Origin of the sequence: Aeromonas sp. s6 (genome assembly GCF_040907815.1) — a bacterium.
Taxonomy (GTDB): Bacteria; Pseudomonadota; Gammaproteobacteria; order Enterobacterales; family Aeromonadaceae; genus Aeromonas; species Aeromonas caviae.
This window is the reverse complement of record NZ_JBFOCN010000018.1, coordinates 1-18927: the sequence shown is the minus strand read 5'-3', so window position 1 is coordinate 18927 and position 18927 is coordinate 1. Positions and strand designations below refer to the sequence as shown.

The 18927-nt window shown below is 63.5% G+C and carries 17 protein-coding genes and 1 pseudogene; 9 read left to right on the top strand and 9 right to left on the bottom strand.

Annotated features, from left to right (window positions below):
* The first annotated feature begins 268 nt into the window (after positions 1-268).
* Entirely contained in the window at positions 269-2686 is a 2418-nt protein-coding gene (locus AB5Y50_RS01425) for a VolA/Pla-1 family phospholipase (protein WP_048209332.1), read from the top strand.
* Positions 2687-2760: 74 nt separating this feature from the next.
* Positions 2761-2928, top strand: coding sequence for a hypothetical protein (locus tag AB5Y50_RS01420; RefSeq protein WP_279976300.1), 168 nt, complete (start codon positions 2761-2763; stop codon positions 2926-2928).
* Between the two features lie 50 nt (positions 2929-2978).
* Here AB5Y50_RS01420 and glpG read toward each other — a convergent pair whose 3' ends face one another.
* Entirely contained in the window at positions 2979-3812 is an 834-nt protein-coding gene (gene glpG, locus AB5Y50_RS01415; protein WP_045522602.1) for a rhomboid family intramembrane serine protease GlpG, read from the bottom strand.
* Positions 3813-3841: 29 nt separating this feature from the next.
* Positions 3842-4165, bottom strand: coding sequence for a thiosulfate sulfurtransferase GlpE (glpE, locus tag AB5Y50_RS01410; protein WP_005307320.1), 324 nt, complete (start codon positions 4163-4165; stop codon positions 3842-3844).
* 163 nt (positions 4166-4328) lie between these two features.
* Here glpE and AB5Y50_RS01405 point away from each other — a divergent pair, with 163 nt between their 5' ends.
* Complete coding sequence (locus tag AB5Y50_RS01405; protein ID WP_368162390.1) at positions 4329-4922, top strand: LysE family translocator; 594 nt, start codon at positions 4329-4331, stop codon at positions 4920-4922.
* Here AB5Y50_RS01405 and AB5Y50_RS01400 read toward each other — a convergent pair.
* From AB5Y50_RS01400 to AB5Y50_RS01375, 6 genes are all read right to left on the bottom strand, one after another.
* Positions 4901-5746, bottom strand: coding sequence for an AraC family transcriptional regulator (locus AB5Y50_RS01400; protein WP_368162389.1), 846 nt, complete (start codon positions 5744-5746; stop codon positions 4901-4903). The two genes, AB5Y50_RS01405 and AB5Y50_RS01400, sit on opposite strands and share 22 nt — an antisense overlap.
* An 82-nt stretch (positions 5747-5828) precedes the next feature.
* Complete coding sequence (locus AB5Y50_RS01395; RefSeq protein WP_010672380.1) at positions 5829-6530, bottom strand: ABC transporter ATP-binding protein; 702 nt, start codon at positions 6528-6530, stop codon at positions 5829-5831.
* A gap of 10 nt (positions 6531-6540) precedes the next feature.
* Positions 6541-7314 carry a high-affinity branched-chain amino acid ABC transporter ATP-binding protein LivG gene (livG, locus tag AB5Y50_RS01390; protein ID WP_103244008.1) on the bottom strand — a complete coding sequence of 258 codons (774 nt, stop codon included), beginning with the start codon at positions 7312-7314 and terminating at the stop codon, positions 6541-6543.
* Positions 7311-8579, bottom strand: a complete 1269-nt coding sequence (locus AB5Y50_RS01385) for a high-affinity branched-chain amino acid ABC transporter permease LivM (RefSeq protein WP_039041002.1) — start codon at positions 8577-8579, stop codon at positions 7311-7313. The genes livG and AB5Y50_RS01385 overlap by 4 nt, the downstream gene beginning before the upstream one ends.
* A gap of 82 nt (positions 8580-8661) precedes the next feature.
* A complete protein-coding gene (gene livH, locus AB5Y50_RS01380) occupies positions 8662-9588 on the bottom strand; it encodes a high-affinity branched-chain amino acid ABC transporter permease LivH (RefSeq protein ID WP_010672383.1) in 927 nt (308 codons plus the stop codon).
* 66 nt (positions 9589-9654) lie between these two features.
* Positions 9655-10776 (bottom strand): branched-chain amino acid ABC transporter substrate-binding protein, encoded by a 1122-nt coding sequence (locus AB5Y50_RS01375; RefSeq protein ID WP_039041003.1) that lies wholly within the window; start codon positions 10774-10776, stop codon positions 9655-9657.
* A gap of 435 nt (positions 10777-11211) precedes the next feature.
* Between AB5Y50_RS01375 and AB5Y50_RS01370 the strand changes: the two genes are divergently transcribed.
* Complete coding sequence (locus AB5Y50_RS01370; protein WP_010672385.1) at positions 11212-12216, top strand: substrate-binding domain-containing protein; 1005 nt, start codon at positions 11212-11214, stop codon at positions 12214-12216.
* A gap of 83 nt (positions 12217-12299) precedes the next feature.
* On the opposite strand, the gene norR is transcribed toward AB5Y50_RS01370, so the two are convergent.
* Entirely contained in the window at positions 12300-13826 is a 1527-nt protein-coding gene (gene norR, locus AB5Y50_RS01365) for a nitric oxide reductase transcriptional regulator NorR (RefSeq protein ID WP_043155422.1), read from the bottom strand.
* A 170-nt stretch (positions 13827-13996) separates the two neighbouring features.
* On the opposite strand from norR, the pseudogene norV reads away from it, so the two are divergent.
* The 5 genes and pseudogenes from norV to tnaC all read left to right on the top strand — a co-directional run bounded on the left by norV (position 13997) and on the right by tnaC (position 18633).
* A pseudogene (gene norV / locus AB5Y50_RS01360) lies at positions 13997-15480 on the top strand (anaerobic nitric oxide reductase flavorubredoxin).
* Complete coding sequence (gene norW, locus AB5Y50_RS01355; RefSeq protein ID WP_319882792.1) at positions 15477-16643, top strand: NADH:flavorubredoxin reductase NorW; 1167 nt, start codon at positions 15477-15479, stop codon at positions 16641-16643. The pseudogene norV and the gene norW overlap by 4 nt, the downstream one beginning before the upstream one ends.
* A 51-nt stretch (positions 16644-16694) precedes the next feature.
* Positions 16695-17033, top strand: coding sequence for a DUF1971 domain-containing protein (locus AB5Y50_RS01350; RefSeq protein ID WP_041212030.1), 339 nt, complete (start codon positions 16695-16697; stop codon positions 17031-17033).
* Positions 17034-17155: 122 nt separating this feature from the next.
* Positions 17156-18373: a 4Fe-4S binding protein gene (locus AB5Y50_RS01345; RefSeq protein ID WP_319882793.1), complete on the top strand. Its 1218-nt coding sequence runs from the start codon at positions 17156-17158 to the stop codon at positions 18371-18373.
* 176 nt (positions 18374-18549) lie between these two features.
* Positions 18550-18633, top strand: coding sequence for a tryptophanase leader peptide (tnaC, locus tag AB5Y50_RS01340; RefSeq protein ID WP_368162392.1), 84 nt, complete (start codon positions 18550-18552; stop codon positions 18631-18633).
* Positions 18634-18927: the final 294 nt, after the last annotated feature.

Sequence of the window (18927 nt, the reverse complement as noted above, 5' to 3'; positions counted from 1 at the left end):
GACAAATCGTCCCCTTTGCCGAGATCGGGGCGGCTTTTTGCGCCATGGATCCCATCGGGCTCTGGTCGGGTCTGGTTGATGCACCCTGGCTGCTACCCTGTGACGCTGGGGATCAATTCCAATTCCTTGATGGTGTACACAAAAAAATCAGATCAGATGACTGACCAGAGGCTTATTAATTGTTGCGTTGCTGTTAATATGATTCGGTCGGGTTTGAACCCTACCCCGTCAGGCTCATCATGGATAACAACATAAAAGAGATAAGGATATGAAGAAAAAGCTAATTTACGCGGCCGTCGTCAGTGCGCTGCTGAGCGGTTGTGGTGGCAGTGACGACAACACAGGCGATACCTCAAGCTATCTCGATTATCTGCTGAGCGGCTCCAATGCAGTCCGACCCAGCGCCCTGGCAGCCCGTGCGACCGACGGTACCCTGAAATTCTCCACGGAAACGGCGGATCTCTCCAACCCGGTGTCCGCCCTCTCCACCCTGGATGGCTGGTCGACTACCCAGGCGATCCAGATAGTGCCGGTGACGGCCTCCGGCATCCAGGTCAAGGCGCCGGCCGCTGCTGAATTCGCAGCCTCCGTGGCACCCCTCTACCTGATGGAGCTGGAGTTTGACAGTGCGGCCCTGCGTCCGAGCGGCGTGAAAAAGGTGCTGACCTACGGGGTGGACTTCGTGGTGGCCGAGACGACCGGCAAGCTGAATCTGGTGCCGCTCAAGCCTCTCAACCCCTCTTCCTACTACATGATAGTGGCGACTGATACCCTCAAAGACAGCACGGGTGCCCCCCTGCGACCGGGTAGCGACTACAGCAACTACAAGACCAGCACCGGCAGCAACGCCCAGGAGCAGACCATCAGCGGCCTGATTGCGCTGCAGGAAGGGCTGTTCAAGGCTGCCACCGGCATCACCAGCGATCACGTGATCTTCTCCGACTGGTTCGGCACCCAGTCCGGCGCCGACGTGCTGGTGGCGGTGAAAGGGGCGGCCGCATCCGTGCTCAAGAGCCCGACCCTGGACGCCGCCGCCCTGTGGAAGCAGGACGCCCTGGGCAATACCAGCCTGCCTGGCACCTATACCCTGTCGGTGAGCGGCGGCAGCCCCTTCCTGACCCAGCTGGACGCCGAGAACTTCCTGCCCCAGGAGCAGAAGGATGCGATTGCCGCCGCTTTTGGTGACGGCACTCCACTCCACAATCTGGCCTTGGGTACCACCGTCTACAGCGGCACCGTCAAGCTGCCCTACTTCCTCTCCTCCCCGGCCACCGCCGGCTCCTGGGACAAGGCGAAGACCCAGTCCTGGCACGGTGCCATCCCCAGCCTCTACGCCATCGCGAACGCCCTGAAGGCCCAGGATGCCGAAGTGATCGGCGGCCTGGTGGGGGCGGGCGTGGATCCGGCCCTGCTGGGCGAACTCATCGCCGATCCGAGCCGTCAGGCCGAGCTGCTGGCGGAGGCGAGCAAGCTGATCGGGGTGACCCTCACCTCCGGCGGCAAGGCGCTGGATCCCGAGATGAATATCGGGCGCTTCAACCCGCTGCCGGCACTGGAAGAGGTGCAGTCCGTCCCGATGCGGATCTTCGCCGCCGCACCGCTGGCGAACATCACCGACGTGATCATCTATCAGCACGGCGTCACCTCCGTGAAGGAGAACGCCTACGCCCTGGCCCTTGGCCAGATTGGTGCCGGTGCCCAGGCGAGCAAGAACGTGGCCGTGGTGGTGATCGATCATCCCCTGCATGGTGAACGCGGCTTCGCCCTGACCGGCAGCATGGACTCGGTGACCACCTCCGACAACCCGACCCCCTACCTGAACCTGAGCTACCTGACCGTGGCCCGCGACAACCTGAAACAGAGCGTGGCGGATCTGCTGGGCCTGCGTCTGGCAGTGGGGCTGGCCAATGCCAAGGGCGCCATCGGCACCGCAGGCAGCCTCAAGGTGCACTTCCTGGGTCACTCCCTGGGTGCCATCGCGGGGGCCAACCTGTTGGCGGTGGCCAACCAGTCTGTTGGCAACCCGACGGCAGACGCCCTGTTCAAGTTCGACACTGGCGGCCTGGCCATGCCGGGTGGCGGCATAGCGCCGCTGTTGCTGAACTCGCCGACCTTCGGTCCGACCATCCAGATGAGCGTGCTGACCGCTGGCAGTGCGGCCCTGAAGGCAGCTTTCACCGCCTACGCCCCGAACTGCAAGACGGCAGTACCGACCTGCTTCGTCAACGAGTTCCTGCCGAGCCAGGATGCGGCCACCCAGGCCACGGCGGCCAGCACCCTGCAGAGCTACAGCTTCGCGGCGCAGTCGGTGCTGGATTCGGCAGACCCCATCAACCTGGGGAGCGGTATCGCGGCGGACTTCCCGCTGTTTGCCACCGAAATCGTCGGCGACGGCGCCCTGAGCCTGTCGGATCGAGTGATCCCGAACAGCATCGCCACCGCCCCCCTGGGTGGCACCGAGCCGCTGTTCAAGGTCCTGGCCCTGCAACCGCTGACCGCCACCGGCGCCGCCAACCACAGAGCGGCCCGTTTCGTGGCCGGGGGTCACAGCTCGCTGCTGGCACCGGACGAGAACTTCGATCCGACCGGCGCCGTCACCACCGAGATGCAGACCCAGTTCGGCAGCTTCTTCGCAAGCGGCGGTACCGCGGTCAAGGTGACCGACGCCAGCCTGCTCAAGCAGTAAGCTGGCCGACCAATAAAAACGCCGCCCCAAGGGGCGGCGTTTTTTTATGGCAAATCGGCTCAGGCTGGCCTGTGGTGCCTGTCCAGCCAGCCCTGGGCAAGGCCGACCAGCAGACCCGCCAGGTGAGCCATGTTGGTGGTCGCTATGGTTGCCGAGCCGTTGCCGGCAACCAGGCCTCACCCTGGCCGATGGCGCCTGTCCAGCCAGCCTTGGGCAAGGCCGACCAGCAGGCCCGCCGGTGAGCCATGTTGGTGGTCGCTATGCTTGCCGAGCAGTTGCCGGCAACCAGGCCTCACCCCGGCCTGTGGTGCCTGTCCAGCCAGCCCTGGGCAAGGCCGACCAGCAGGCCTGCCAGGTGAGCCATGTTGGCGGTGGGGGTACCGAGCATGTCCAAGAAGCCGAGCACCAGCCAGACCAGCATGAAGCCCATCAGGGCCGGCGGCATGGCGAGGCCGCAATCCGGTTGCAGCCTGGCTCGCAGCCAGCTGTAGCCGAGCAGGGCATAGACCACCCCGGAGAGGCCGCCAAAGCGCGGGCCGCTGGCAAAGAACTCGGCGATATTGGGCAGGGCAGCCCCGACGATGAGCAGGATGAACAGCTTGCCGCTGCCGAGGCGCTGCTCTATCTGGCCACCGAGATACCACCACCACAACAGGTTGAACACCAGGTGCACCACCGAGAAGTGGATGAAGGCCGGGGTGACGTAGCGCCAGGCCTGCCAGTCGGTGAACTGGGCCAGGGTGGGGTGGAAGGCGAGCTCGTCGAAGATGGGCAGGCCGATGGCATCCAGAGCGTAGATGGCCAGGCAGGCGATGATGACCACCAGGGTCAGGGGGCCCGCCTGGTGAAGGAAATCGGTGACCGGATCCGTCATCCCCTTGCTGTAGTCGATCCGGGCATCGGCATGGCCGGATTGCCAGGAGGCCTCCATGTAGCGGGGGTGATTGGGTTCGCTCAGGAAGCGTTTGACCTCCTGCTGGGCCTGGGCGAGGCGCCGTTCGTCCGCCAGCCAGACCGAGACGCCGAGCTCGGACTGGGTCAGCTCGCACGGAATGCCCAGGGTGGCGAGATAATCCACCAGCGCCTGGGCCATGCGGGCGTCGCCCAGTACCAGCAGCTGGATCATGCCGGTCGAGGAGGAACGACCCGCCTCTGTCATGCGTCCCCCGCCTGGATGGGGAACTCCCTGCGCCAGGCCTCGAAACCGCCATCCAGGCTATAGACCTCGTCATAGCCTTGTTGCAGCAGGTACTGGGCCGCCCCCTGGCTGCTGTTGCCGTGATAGCACATCACGATGACGGGGGTATCGAAGTCCACCTCGTTCATAAAGCGAACCAGGGTGCCGTTGGTGAGGTGGAAGGCGCCGACCGCGTGGGCCGTCTCGAAGGATTGGGGATCGCGAATGTCCACGAGACGGGCTTCGCCTGCGCTCAGCTTCTGGTGGGCATCATGGGCGCTGATATGGGCAAACTGGTCCATTGAGATGTCCTGAAAATGGAGGGTTGAAGGGCAGTTTACCGCAAGCGGCGGTTTGCGCTAAGTGTGCAATGGGGGCGGCATCCAGGGGATCGCAATTTTCTTCAATATCGGGCCGCCCGGGCCGGGTAGGCTCGGACTTCCCTCAATTGAACGAGCATCATCCATGGAATTCAGTCTGCTGTTATCCATGGCCGGGTTTGCCCTGGCCATGTCCATCTCCCCGGGGCCGGTCAATCTGGTCGCCCTTGGCACCGGCGCCCGGTACGGTTTCACGGCCAGCCTGCGCCACGTGGTGGGGGCCACCCTCGGCTTCATCCTGCTGCTCCTGCTGATGGGGCTGGGTCTTGGCGGCGCCCTGTCCCGCTGGCCTGTGGCGCTGGGGGCCATTCACTGGGGCGGCGTGCTCTTTCTCGGCTGGATGGCCTGGCAGTTGCTGGTGGACAGCGGCGAGGTGGAGGAAGTAGAGGGCGTGCCCCCCGCCTTCTGGTACGGGGCCTTGATGCAGTGGCTCAATCCCAAGGCCTGGCTCGCCGCCAGCATGGGGATGGGAGCCTATGGGATCGCGGGCGGCATGAGCCAGATCGCCCTCTTTACCGGCATCTATCTGGTGATCTGCCTCGGCTCCATCGCCTGCTGGGCCTATGCGGGCAGCCGATTGCAGGGGGGGCTGGTCTCTCCCCGCCGGTTGCGCTGGTTCAATCGGGCCATGGCGCTCTTGCTGCTGCTCAGCGCCGCCTATCTGGTGCGCTCGTCCTGAGGGGCGAGCTGCGCTCTGTACTGGCCCGGGGTGGCTGCCACCCGGCGTTTGAACTGGCGCTGGAAGTGGGCCTGATCGGCAAAACCGCTGGCAAGGGCCACTTCCGCCAGGGGCTGCCCCTGGCGCAGCAGGGTGCGGGCGTGGCGAATGCGCTGATCGAGCAGGTAGGCGTGGGGCGTCATGCCGTAGTGGCGGCTGAAGGCGCGCACGAAGTGGGAAGGGGTAAGCCCGGCCACCGCACTCAGCTGTGCCAGGGTGAGGGCGCAGGCACTCTCGTCCTGCATCAGCTCGGCGGCTCGCTGCAGGTGCCGGGGAGGGCGGTCATCCCACTTGGCCGGGGTGAGCCTGGCCAGAAGCTGGCGGCTGAAGAGGTGGCAGGTCACTTCGCGAGCCAGGGGATCCGGCTCCTCCACCAGTTGCCGGTGAAGCCGGCAGAGCCCCTGGTAGAGCAGGGGATCCCGGCTTGCGGTCATGTCGAAGGGGCGAAACGCGTTTCCGAGCCCGGCCTCCTCCTGCTGGCGCTGCAACCAGAGGTTGTCGATGTAGAACATCAGATAGGACCAGGGCTGGTCCGCGACGGGATTGCAGGCGTGCACCTCTTCTGGGTTCATCAGCACCAGGCTGCCGCGGCCGACCTCTTGCAGGCTGCGCTGGTTGAGGTAGTGGCTGTGGCCGCCGGTGATGGTGCCGATGGAGAAGTGGGGGTGGCTGTGCTTGTCGTAGCAGACGCGCCGGCCATCCTGCACCGCCCTCGCCTCGATGAAGGGCAGGGCGGGATCGTGCCAGAAGTGGTGCTGATCCTGCGTCGCCCGCGCACGGCTCACAATGTGCTCCTCGGCGGGGGGCTGTTCCCCTGCCGGGCTCGGGGAGCGCGGCAGGGGAAGGGTGACGATGGTTGCTGCATCCTCAGCCGCCGAGATAGGCCTGGCGGACGGCGGGGTTGGCCAGCAGGGCCTCTCCCGTGTCTTGCAGCACCACCCGGCCGTTCTCCAGCACATAGCCGCGATCCGCCAGCTTGAGCGCCTGGTTCGCGTTCTGCTCCACCAGGAAGATGGTCATCCCCTTCTGGCGCAGTTGCTCTATGGTGTCGAAGATCTGCTGGATGACGATGGGCGCCAATCCGAGGGAGGGTTCATCCAGCAGCAGCAGGCGCGGCTTGCTCATCAAGGCGCGGCCGATGGCCAGCATCTGCTGCTCGCCGCCGGACATGGTGCCTGCCCGCTGCTCCAGCCGCTCGTGCAGGCGGGGGAACAAGGTAAATATCTGATCCAGCAGGCCGCGCTGCTCCGCCTTGTCGACGAAGAAGGCCCCCATCAGCAGGTTCTCCTCCACCGTGAGGCGGGCGAAGATGCGGCGCCCCTCCGGCACCACGGCGATGTCCTTGCGCATGATGCGGGCGGTGGTGAGGGAGTCTATCTGCTCCCCCTCGAACCAGATGGAACCGCTGCTGGGCTTGGGCTCGCCACACAGGGTCATCAGCAGAGTGGTCTTGCCGGCGCCGTTGGCGCCGATCAGGGTGACGATTTCCCCCTCTTTCACCTCGACGCTGACGTCGTGCAGCGCCTGAATTTTGCCGTAGTGGGTCGATACGTTGCGAAGTTCTAACATCTTTTTGTCCTTACGACTCGCCCAGATAGGCCTTGATCACCGCCGGATTGCTGCGGATTTCGTCCGGTTTGCCGTGGGCCAGCGGGGTGCCCTGGTTGACCACGAAGATGCGGTTGGAGATCTCCATCACCAGCTTCATATCGTGCTCGATCAGCAGCACCGAGACCCCGAACTCGTCTCGCAGGTTGGAGATGAGCTCGTTGAGCTCGTCGGTTTCCTTGGGATTGAGACCTGCGGCCGGTTCATCCAGCATCAGCAGTTCGGGCCGGGTCGCCATGCAGCGGGCGATCTCGAGGCGGCGCTGCTGGCCGTAAGCCAGGTTGCCCGCGGCGCGGTTGGCGAGATCCTTGAGGCCCACCTTCTCCAGCCAGAAGGCGGACTGCTCCAACCCCTCTTTCTCGGCACGGCGGAAAGAGGGGGTCTTGAACAGGCCGGCGATGAAGCCGGTATTGAGATGCCTGTGCTGGGCCACCAGCAGGTTTTCCACCGCCGTCATCTCCTTGAACAGGCGCACGTGCTGGAAAGTCCGCACTATGCCCTTGCGGGCGATGAGGTGGCCGGGCAACCCCTGGATCTCCTCACCCTTGTAGCGAATGACACCGCCACTCGGGCGATAGAAGCCGGTCAGGCAGTTGAAGATGGTGGTCTTGCCCGCCCCGTTGGGGCCGATGATGGAGATCACCTCCCCCCTTTCCACATCCAGCTTGACGCCGTTGACCGCAAGCAGGCCGCCAAAGCGCATCGACAGATCTGAGACATCCAACAATGGTTGATTGTTGCTCATTTACGCAGCTCCATATGGGGTCGACTCATGGGCAGCAGTCCCTGCGGCCGCCAGATCATCATGAATACCATCAAGAGACCGAACATCAGCATGCGATATTCGTTGAACTCGCGGGCGAGCTCCGGCAGCACCGTCATCACGATGGCCGCCAGCACCACCCCGATCTGGGATCCCATGCCCCCCAGCACCACAATCGCAAGAACGATGGCCGACTCGATGAAGACGAAGGATTCCGGGCTGATGAAGCCCTGGCGCGAGGCGAAGAAGCTGCCGGCAAAGCCCGCGAAGCAGGCGCCTATGGTGAAGGCGGTCAGCTTGATGATGGTGGGGTTGAGCCCCAGGGACTTGCAGGCGATCTCGTCTTCCCGCAGCGCCTCCCAGGCACGGCCGAGCGGCATGCGCAGCAGGCGGTTGATGACGAACAGGGTCGCCACTACCAGCACCAGGGCCATCAGGTAGAGGAAGATCACCTTGTGGTTGGCGTTGTAGGCGATGCCGAAGAAGTCGTGGAAGGTGCCAAAGCCCCCATCCTTGACGGTGCGGTTGAACTCCAGCCCCCCCAGAGTCGGTTTCGGAATGCCGGAGATCCCGTTCGGACCGCCGGTCAGGGTGGTCATGTTGTTGAGCAGGATGCGGATGATCTCGCCAAAGCCCAGGGTGACGATGGCCAGGTAGTCCCCCCGCAGCCGCAGCACCGGGAACCCGAGCAGGAAGCCGAAGGTGGCCGCCAGCAGACCGGCGATGGGAAGACACTCCCAGAAGCTCAGACCGAAGTAGGTGTTGAGCAGGGCGTAGCTGTAGGCGCCGACCGCATAGAAGCCGACGTAGCCGAGGTCGAGCAGACCGGCGAGGCCCACCACCACGTTCAGTCCCAGCCCCAGCATGATGTAAATCAGGGTGAGGGTGGCCAGATCGATGGCGCCGCGAGAGGCCATGAAGGGCCAGCTCACCGCAAACAGCAGCACCAGCACGGCGGTGAGGTTATAGAGCTTGGGGGCCTCTTCGGGGCTTGGCAGCACCAGCTTGGTGAAGCCGACGGAGAAGCCGCTGATGGAGGCCTGGAACAGCCGGCTTATCTGGCCGCGCAGCATCTGGAACCAGAAGACGATGGTGGCGCCCCCCAGCAGCCAGGCCAGCGATACATCGAGGCGGCTCACCACCAGCAGGCGGGAGCCATCGGTCTCCAGCTTGAAGCCGAGCAGCCAGAAGGAGAGCACCAGCAGCACCAGGCTGGCGATGCAGGCATGGATAAATTGACGTTTCATCAGACTTTCTCCACTTCCGGACGGCCGAGAATGCCAGTGATGGTCATGAACAGCAGCACGAGGGCATGCATAGATTGGTTTTTCATACCTTCTCGACCTCCGGACGACCCAGGATGCCGGTGGGCATGAAGAGCAACACGAAGATGAGCAGGGCAAAGGCCATCACATCCTTGTACTCGGTGCTGAGATAGCCCGCGGTGAGCGCTTCCACCACGCCGAGCAGCAGGCCGCCCAGTACGGCGCCGGGAATGCTGCCGATGCCGCCCAATACCGCGGCGGTGAAGGCCTTCAAGCCCGCCATGAAGCCGAGATAGGGGTTGATGACACCGTAGTACATGCCGAGCAGCACCCCCGCGACGGCGGCCAGGGCGGCCCCCAGCACGAAGGTGATGGAGATGACCACGTGGGTGTCTATCCCTAGCAGGTTGGCCATCTTGATGTCTTCGGAACAGGCACGGCAGGCACGCCCCATGCGGGAGCGGCCGATGAACTGGGTCAACGCCAGCATGGTGACGAAGGTCACCACGAAGATGATGAGCTGCATGTAGGAGAGGCTGGCCTGGAAGCCATCCTCGCCGCCGAGGGTCCAGCCCCCGGAGATCAGAGTGGGCATGGCGATGTCACGCGAGCCCTGGGCCATCCGCATCATGTTCTGCAGGAAGATCGACATGCCGATGGCGGAGATGAGGGGGATCAGGCGGTTGCCGCCCCGCAGTGGACGATAGGCCACCCGTTCTATGGACCAGCCATAGCTGCCGGTGATGATGATGCTGACCAGGAAGGCGCCCCCCAGCAGCAGCACGGTGCTGTCGATGCCCATCATCATGAGCCCGGCCATCACCATGAAGGCGACATAGGAGCCGATCATGTAGACCTCGCCGTGGGCGAAGTTGATCATGCCGATGATGCCGTAGACCATGGTGTAGCCGATGGCGATCAACGCATAGGTGCTGCCTATGGTCAATCCGTTCAGCAACTGCTGAACCAGATAAAGAAGGTGTTCGGACATACCGCGTTCCCTGTGTACTTGCCCGCAAAGAAAGGAGGGGTGACTCACGTCACCCCGACCGGCAGATTATTTGAGTTGAGTGGAGGTACCGTCGGCGTGCCACTGGAACACACCGAATTCGAAGCCTTTCAGGTCACCGTTCGGCGCCCAGGTCAGGGGGCCCATCACGGTGTCGATCGGTGCGGCCTTGATGGCGGCAGCGACGGCAGCCGGATCATCCTCGCCCGCCTTGGCGATACCGGCCGCCAGGGCCTGCATGGCGGCGTAGGTGGTCCAGACGAACGGACCGGAGGAGTCCTGACCCTTGGCCTTGAACGCTTCTACGATGGGGGCGTTGGCCGGCACCAGGTCATATTTGTTCGGCAGGGTCACCAGCAGGCCTTCGGAAGCCGGGCCGCCGATGGCGGAGATGTCCTTGTTGCCCACGCCTTCCGGACCCATGAACTTGGCCTTCAGACCCTTCTCGCCAGCCTGGCGCAGGATCAGACCCAGCTCGGGGTGGTAGCCGCCGTAGTAGACGAAGTCGACGTTCTCTTTTTGCAGCTTGGCGATCAGGGCGGAGAAGTCCTTGTCGCCGGCGGTGATGCCCTCATAGGCAACGACCTTGACGCCGGCCTTGTCCAGCGCGGCTTTCACGCTGGAGGCGATGCCTTCACCGTACTGTTTCTTGTCGTGGATGACGGCCACGCGCTGGGGTTTGACCTGCTCGATGATGTACTTGGCGGCGGTCGGGCCCTGGTCGCTGTCCAGACCGATGGTACGCAGGGTCAGCTGGTAACCGCGCTCGGTGATCTTGGGATTGGTGGAGGCGGGGGTGACCATCAGGACCCCTTCATCTTCATAGATGTCGGAGGCGGGCAGGGTGTTGTCGGAGCAGAGGTGGCCGACCACGAACTTGACGCCGTCGTTGATCACCTTGTTGGCGATGGCCACGGCCTGCTTGGGATCGCAGGCATCGTCATAGATGACGGCTTCGATCTGCTTGCCCTTGATGCCGCCCGCCTTGTTGATCTGCTCGACCGCCATCTTGCCGCCGGTGAACTGCATGTCACCGTACTGGGCGACCGGGCCGGTCAGGGGGCCGGCGATGCCGATCTTGATGGTATCGGCCGCATTGGCCATGGAAACTGATCCAAACAGAGCCAAAGAAACCGCTGCTCTGACTGCCATTTTGCTGAAGTTATGCATTGATTCGTCCCTTAATCAGTGAATTGTTTCATTTTATGCACGTCATTCCGAGCCTGTGTCCCGCCAGCCCGGCGATAGATAAGGTTCTATCATTCCTCGCCGGGCAATAACAAGATGTTAAAGATACTAACCGGAGCAGGTGTGAGAGGGGTTTTGTGAAACTAACACGCAGTTTATTGCTGTTTACTGGAGTTTAATGTCGCCAAGGTGGTGCAACATACAGATAACAAATTGTCATGGTGACAATTTCCAGAGTAAAAAACTGACGATATTTCATTCTGCGTCCGCTCTCATTTTGACCAAAATCCGTTTGCGCAAAAAGAAATGACCGCATAGATTAGCCAGCATTGATAATTCACTGGCAGCGCCCGTTAAAACCAAGCCTTTATTCGGGAAATCTGCTACTGTTCCGCCTTTGTTATTCAGGAGACAGAGATGGCAACTATCAAGGATGTCGCCTCGCGCGCAGGCGTATCCATCTCCACCGTCTCACATGTACTCAATCACACCCGTCGGGTCAGCGAAGACGCAACCCAGAAAGTGCTTGAGGCGGTGGCAGAGCTGAACTACGCGCCCAACTCGGTGGCGCGCAGTCTCAAGATCAATTCGACCAAGACCATTGGCATGCTGGTGACCACCAGTGCCAACCCCTTCTTCGCGGAAGTGGTACAGGGGGTGGAAGCCTACTGCTTCGAGCAGGGTTACAGCCTGATCCTGTGCAACACCGAGAACCAGCCGCCCCGCCAGCAGCACTATCTGCGCATGCTGATGGAGAAGCGGGTCGACGGTCTGCTGGTGCTGGGGACCGATATCGACACCCAGTTCAGGGACATGCTGCGTATCCACAAAAACGTGCCGCAAGTGGTGCTGGACTGGGGCAACGAGTGCGATTTCGCCAACGTGATAAACGACAACGCCCGCATCGGCGCGCGTCTGGCGGTGCGCCATCTGCTGGAGCAGGGCCACACCAACATCGTCTGCATCACCGGCCATCTCGCCAAGCCGACCACCCAGCAACGGCTGGACGGGGTGCGCGATGCCCTGGCTGAACAGGGGATGACCCTGAAAGAAGAGCAGATCTTCGAAGGGGACTACGAGAGCCAGAGCGGCTTCGATGCCATGCAGCGCATCCTGGCCCTCACCCCTCGCCCGACCGCGGTCTTTGCCTTCGACGATCCCATGGCCATCGGTGCCATCTGCGCCGCCTGGGAGGCCGGGGTCAAGGTGCCGGACGATATCTCCATGATCGGCTATGACGACGTGGAGATGGCGCGCTTCTCCAGCCCGCCGCTCACCACCATCCGCCACCCCAAGGCCGAGCTCGGCCTGCTGGCGGTGCAGCAACTGGTGAGCCGGATCCGCAACAAGGAGCTGGAAGTGGAGTCCATGACGGTGCAGCCCGAGCTCATCGTCCGCCGCTCGGTCAAGTCCCTGCGCTGACGGCGCCACGGGTGCCATGAACAAGAAACCCCCTCGCCAGCGAGGGGGTTTCTGTTTTTGGGCCCCTCTCGTATCTGGGGGCGTCAGGCCTTGAGACCGAGCCGCCTGGCGAGGCGGTGCAGGTTGCCGCCGTCCAGATCCAGCGCCCGGGCGCTGGCGGCCCAGTTGCCGTCATGGGCGGTCAGGGTCTGCTCGATGAGCTGGCGCTGGAACAGATCGGTGGCGGCGCGAAGGCCCAGGCCGGCAATGGCCGGGGAGGCGGGCTGGCTGACGGTGTCGGCTGGAAGGGATGAGCCCGTCGGTCCCAGGTTGAAGTGATGGGGTTTCAGGGTCGGCGAGGGGCTGCCCTGTTCGGCCCTGGCCAGCACGGCGGCGCGGTGGATGGCGTGCTCCAGCTCCCGCACGTTGCCGGGCCAGTCGTGGCGCTCGAGCAGTTGCAGCGCTTGTGGCTGGATACGCAGCTGCTCCAGCCCCAGGCCGAGCCGGCAGCGTTCGCAAAAATAACCGGCCAGCAGGGGAATGTCGCCTGGGCGTTCCCGCAGTGCCGGGGCGTGGATCGGGAACACGCTCAGCCGGTGGTAGAGGTCGGCCCGAAACTGCCCCTCGACCACCGCCTGTTTCAGATCCCGGTTGGTGGCCGCCAGGATGCGCACATTCACCTTGAGCGGAGTGTCGTCACCGATCCGCTGCAGATCGCCGTATTGCAGCACCCGCAGCAGCTTGGCCTGCAGCGCCAGGGAGAGCTCCCCTATCTCGTCGAGAAACAGAGTGCCCTTGTCCGCGAGCTCGAACTTGCCCGCCCGATTGTGGATGGCGCCGGTGAAGGCCCCCTTCACGTGGCCGAACAGCTCGCTCTCGGCCACGGATTCGGGCAGGGCGGCGCAGTTGAGGTAGACCAGGGGGGCATGGGCGCGGGGCGAGCCGCCATGCACCGCCTTGGCGATCAGCTCCTTGCCCACACCGGTCTCCCCCAAAATCAGCACGTTCAGCTCGGAGCTTGCCACCACGTCTATCTCGTGGCGCAACCGGGCCATGGCGGGGGTGTGCCCTATCATCTCCGGCTGCTCAGGGCCGGGCCGGGTGCCGGGGACCAGGGGCTCGCTGCTCTGGCGGGCGAGCCGCTCCAGCAGCAGGGCGTTGTCGAGGGCGGCGGCGGCCAGGGCCCCCACCAGCCGCAGCTCCTCGTCGCTGATGCCGTCGAACTGGGTCGGGTTCATGCCGTCTATGGTCAGGGCGCCGATCAGCGCCTGATCCGAGAAGAGCGGCAGGCCGACGCAGGCGTGTACCTTGAAGTCGTCGTGATCCGGCAGCAGGCCGTCATAGGGGTCGGGCAGGGCGCTGTCGGCAGGGAAGCGCACCACATCCCCGGCGCGGGCGATGGCCTCGAGGCGTGGGTGATCCTTGAGGGCGAAGCGGCGACCCAGCACGTCCTGCATCAGGCCGTCGATGGCCAGCGGAATGAACTGGCCCCCCTCGTAGCGCAGCAGGGCCGAGGCATCGGAGTTCAGCAGGCTGCGCACGCTCTGGATCAGGCGGTGGAAGCGGTCCTGATGAGAGATGCCGAGTTGCAGGTCGAGGGCGATGCGCGCCAGGCTGTCGGTCGAGATCACGATAATTGTCCAAATGACAGTATGTTTGTGATTTTGACTATAAAGGTGTGGTGTCTTAATGACAACGAGTGATATGCGAAGCCATTAAAAACAATGGGTTACAATTTGGCACGTCCGCTGCAATAGCTGGTTCAGTTGAACATCCACTATTGCATTCGAGGAACTGCCTGATGAGCATTCACGTCAAGAACAACATCCACTGGGTCGGCCAACGGGACTGGGAGGTACGCGACTTCCACGGCACCGAGTACAAGACCCACAAGGGCACCAGCTACAACAGCTACCTCATCCGCGAAGGGAAAAACGTGCTGATCGACACCGTCGATCACAAGTTCAGCCGGGAGTTCGTGCAGAACCTGGCGGCCGAGATCGATCTCGCCGCNCCATCGACTATGTGGTGATCAACCACGCCGAGGAGGATCACGCCGGCGCCCTGACCGAGCTGATGGCCCGCATTCCCGGCACCCCCATCTACTGCACCCACAACGCCATCGACTCCATCACCGGCCATCATCACCACCCGGAGTGGAACTTCCACCCGGTCAAGACCGGTGACAGCCTGGACATCGGCAACGGCAAGCAGCTGGTATTTATCGAGACCCCCATGCTGCACTGGCCCGACAGCATGATGACTTACATGACAGAAGATGCAGTGCTGTTCTCCAACGACGCCTTCGGCCAGCACTACTGCGACGAGCACCTGTTCAACGACGAGGTGGATCAGACCGAGCTGATGGAGCAGTGCCAGCGCTACTACGCCAACATCCTCACCCCCTTCAGCCCGCTGGTGACCGCCAAGATCAAGGAGGTGCTGGGCTTCAACCTGCCGGTGAGCATGGTGGCCACCTCCCACGGCATCGTCTGGCGCGAGGACCCCACCCAGATCATCCTGAAATACCTGGAGTGGGCCGACCACTATCAGGAAGACCGCATCACCTTGTTCTACGACTCCATGTCCAACAACACCCGCATGATGGCCGACGCCATCGCCCAGGGCATCCACGAGGTGGACCCCGGCGTGGCGGTGAAGATCTACAACGTGGCCCGCCACGACAAGAACGAGATCCTGACCCAGGTGTTCCGCTCCAAGGGGATACTGGTGGGCTCCTCCACCATGAACAACGTCATGATGCCCAAGGTGGCGGGCATGCTCGAAGAGATCACCGGCCTGCGTTTTCGCAACAAGCGTGCCTCGGCCTTCGGCAGCTACGGCTGGACCGGCGGTGCGGTGGACCGGATCCAGACCCGATTGATGGATGCAGGTTTCGACATCAGCCTCTCACTCAAGGGCAAGTGGCGCCCGGATGGCTCGGCGCTGGCCGAATGCCGCGAGCATGGCCGCCAGCTCGCCCGTCAGTGGGCGTTACACCCGCTGGACGCACCCCGCCCGATCACCACAACCCAGGCAACCGTGACGCCAGTATCCGTGCCAGCCAAGACCCCGCAAGCCACTCCGGCTGCCGCCGAATGGGATGACGACCAGGCCATGCTCTGCACCGTCTGCCAGTGGGTTTACGACCCGGCCCAGGGCGAGCCGGATCAGCTGGTGGCGCCGGGCACCCCCTGGGCCAAGGTGCCGGAGAGCTTCCTCTGCCCGGGTTGCGGCATCGGCAAGGAGGTATTCGAACCCTGCGCCGTGGAGGCCTGTGTATGAGCACAACAACGCAGAGTGACGCCGGCATCAGCCGGGAGATAGTGGTGATCGGCAGCGGCTTCGCCGCCCAGCAGCTGGTCAAGAGCCTGCGCAAGCTGGACTGGGATCAGCCCATCCGCCTCATCACCGCCGACAGCGGTGACGAGTACAACAAGCCCGACTTGAGCCACGTGGTGAGTCGGGGCTGCCCTGCCGCAGCCATGACCCGTCAGAGCGGCAGCGATTTTGCCGAGCAGCAGCGCATTGCGCTGCTGCCCCACAGCCCGGTGCTCGGCATCGATCCAGCCCGGCGGTTGGTGCTGACCGAGCAGGGGGAATTCCCCTATGGCCAGCTGGTGCTGGCCACCGGTGCCAGTGCGGCGCGCCCCGATCTGCCGGGCAGCGAGCATCTGGTCACCCTCAACAGCCAGCAGGAGTATGCCGCCGCCGAGGGGGCAATCCAGCAGGCCCGCCGCATCCTGGTGCTGGGGGCCGGCCTCATCGGCTGCGAACTGGCGATGGACATGGCGAGCGATGGCCGAGAGGTCACCCTGCTGGACCTGGCCGACAGCCCCTTAAGCGCCCTGCTGCCCGCCACTCTGACCCAGCCGCTGCAACAGGCGCTGCGCAGCCAGGGGGTCAGCCTGCAGTTCGGGACAGGTCTCGCCAGGATAGACGGTCAGCCGGGGGATGGCTGGCGCGTCACCCTGAGTGACGGGCGCGTCAGCGAGCAGGATCTGGTGATCGCCGCGATCGGCCTGCGGCCGAATCTGGCCCTGGCCCGGGGGGCCGGGCTGGCAGTGGAGCGCGGCATCCTGGTCGACGATCGGCTGCAGACCAGCGATCCCCACATCTTCGCCCTGGGGGATTGCGTGCAGTGGCAAGGTCAGCTGCTCCCCTTCCTGCAACCCATAGTGCTGGGGGCCAATGCGCTGGCGCGCACCCTGCTCGGCACGCCGACCCTGCTGGCCCTGCCGCCCATGCTGGTGAAGGTGAAGACGCCGCGCTACCCGCTGCAACTGGCCGGCCGCACCCGGGGCGAGGAGCTCGCCTGGCAGTGCCGCTGGAACAGCCACGGCATGGTGGCCGAGGCGCACGGCGAAGATGGCAAGCTGTGCGGCTTCGTGGTGGGGGGCGACCAGATGAGCGCCGCCTTCCCGCTGCTGCGTCAGCTGCCCCGTTGAACCATTGATAACCGAAGGCCGGGCTGACCCGGCCACTCGAGGAGAATTGATATGGCCATGCAACTGATACCGTCTCACTGGGTGGTACGCCGTTCCACCCCCTTTTTCACCCGCCAGAACGTACCCCAGGCCCTGCTCACCCACCACAACACCGCGGCCGGGGTGTTCGGCCAGCTCTGCGTGATGGAGGGCACCGTCACCTATCACGGCTTTGCCGACGAACAGGCCGAGGAGCCCGAGGTGAGCCTGGTGATCCGGGCCGGGGAGTTTGCCACCAGCCCGCCCCAGTACTGGCACAGGGTGGAGCTGTCGGAGGATGCCCGCTTCAACATCCACTTCTGGGCCGAGCAGGCCGAATCCGACCAGCCGCTGTTCCACAGCCGCAAATAACGGGGTTTAAGGCTGAGGGGGCGGAGCGGGCAAATGCCCCCTCTGCCCATGCAGATCAAAATCATCAACTCAGATGTTGGTTATCCTGCCCCCTCGATTCGGATGAGCACAGTGAGGGAAACATGAGCCTGTTGGAAGCCCTGACCATGACCTCGGGTCTGGTCTATCTGGTTCTGTTGTTGTGGCAGGGCCGCAGCGGTTGGGGTTGGACGCTCTCTCTGCTGTTGGCCGCCGCGCTCTGGCTGCTGGTGGCGGATTCGGTACTCTGGCTCGCACTGGGGCTGGTGGCCACGACCCTGGCGCTCTGGCTGCGCTATCGCCCCCTGCTCATGCTGGCCCACATAGACAGTCAACGTCTCAGAACGGCCACCAGGCAGCTATTGCTGCTGTGTTGGGTGTTGGTGGCGGTTCAATATGTTGTTCATATCGGACAGTTGGGGCTGGGGATGACCCCCTGGCTGGTGCGCCCCGACGTGGTGGACGGTTTCCTGCCCATCGCAGGTGGTCTCGGGCTGCGGGCCTGGCTCGGGCAGGGGCTGACGGACCCTCACCACCCGGCGGCCACCGTCACCGTGCTGGTGCTCTCCCTGTCGGCCCTGCTGCTGGGTCGGGCATTTTGTGCCTGGTTCTGCCCGCTCGGGCTGGTGGGGGAGTGGCTGCACGGCCTGCGCTCGCGCCTGTTGCCGGGGGAGTGGACCCCGCCGCGCTGGCTCGATGCCGTGTTGCGCGGCCAGAAGTTTCTGGTGCTCGGCTTTCTGCTCTTCATCATATTGCTGGCGGTACCCGCCGCCGCCCTGCCCGGCTACCTCGCCAGCCCCTACCATCAGGCGGCGGACATGAAGATGGGGGCCTTCTTCTTCAACCTGACCCTGATCTCGGGCCTGTGCCTTGGCTGGGTGCTGCTGCTCACCGCCACCTTCCGGCAAGGGTTCTGTCGCTATCTCTGCCCCTATGGCGCCTGGATGGCCCTGCTCGGCCTGCTGACCCCGCTGCGCATTCGCCGTGACCCGGACCGCTGCCTGCGAAGCCTGGGCCACGACTGCGACAAGTGCAGCCGGGCCTGCCCGTCTCGCATCCAGGTACACCAGCTCATCGCGGTGCGCAGTCTCGAGTGCACCAGCTGCCAGAGCTGCGTGGCCGCCTGCCCCAAGCGGGCCGATGCCCTGCATCTTGGCACACAAGGGCAGCGACTCGCCCCCCGCCAACTGCTGGGGCTGCTCTGTCTGTTGCTGCTGGTGTTGCCGCTGCTCGCTTACGGCTTGCTGGATCTCTGGGTCAGCCAGACACCGATCCCTTACCGCTACGAGCTGTTGCAGCGGCTGCCCTGGTTGAGCCACTGAGGGGGAAAGGGCAAAAGGTGGATGATGGGGGGATCTTTCGGATTGGCGATAATAAGCTGTATAAAAATCCCCCGCCAAATTGTTAGCGCCATCCCACTTTGCTCATATTGCAATTGATCATATAGCGCTCCCCACCATAATGGGTGCTGTTATTTGGCGTTGTTAATATCAATTGGATGAGCAACAACATAAATATCAAGGTCAGCTATCCCAAGTGGTTTACCCTGGACCATAAGATCGCGTTCTTCTTCCCGCTGTAATTCCCCGCGGCGGCGCGGCATGCCTGCCATGCCACGAGCCCGCCTCCATTCCTGAACTGAAATAGCTGCACCTGTCTTCGCCTGTTTATTCTGGCGAGGCGATGTCGTGCATCCATTTCCCAATATTTCCCACCTGCCGGACATTCTATTTTCGGCGGGGGAAGAGACTCATTTTGAATATTTAAATCTGGGGTGTTTATAAATAGCTGTTCCGAATAGTAGATCACCGGAGGAAGGGAACTCAGTCCAGTTTGTGCGATCTGATTAGTCGCTAAACAAAACAAGCCACACCCA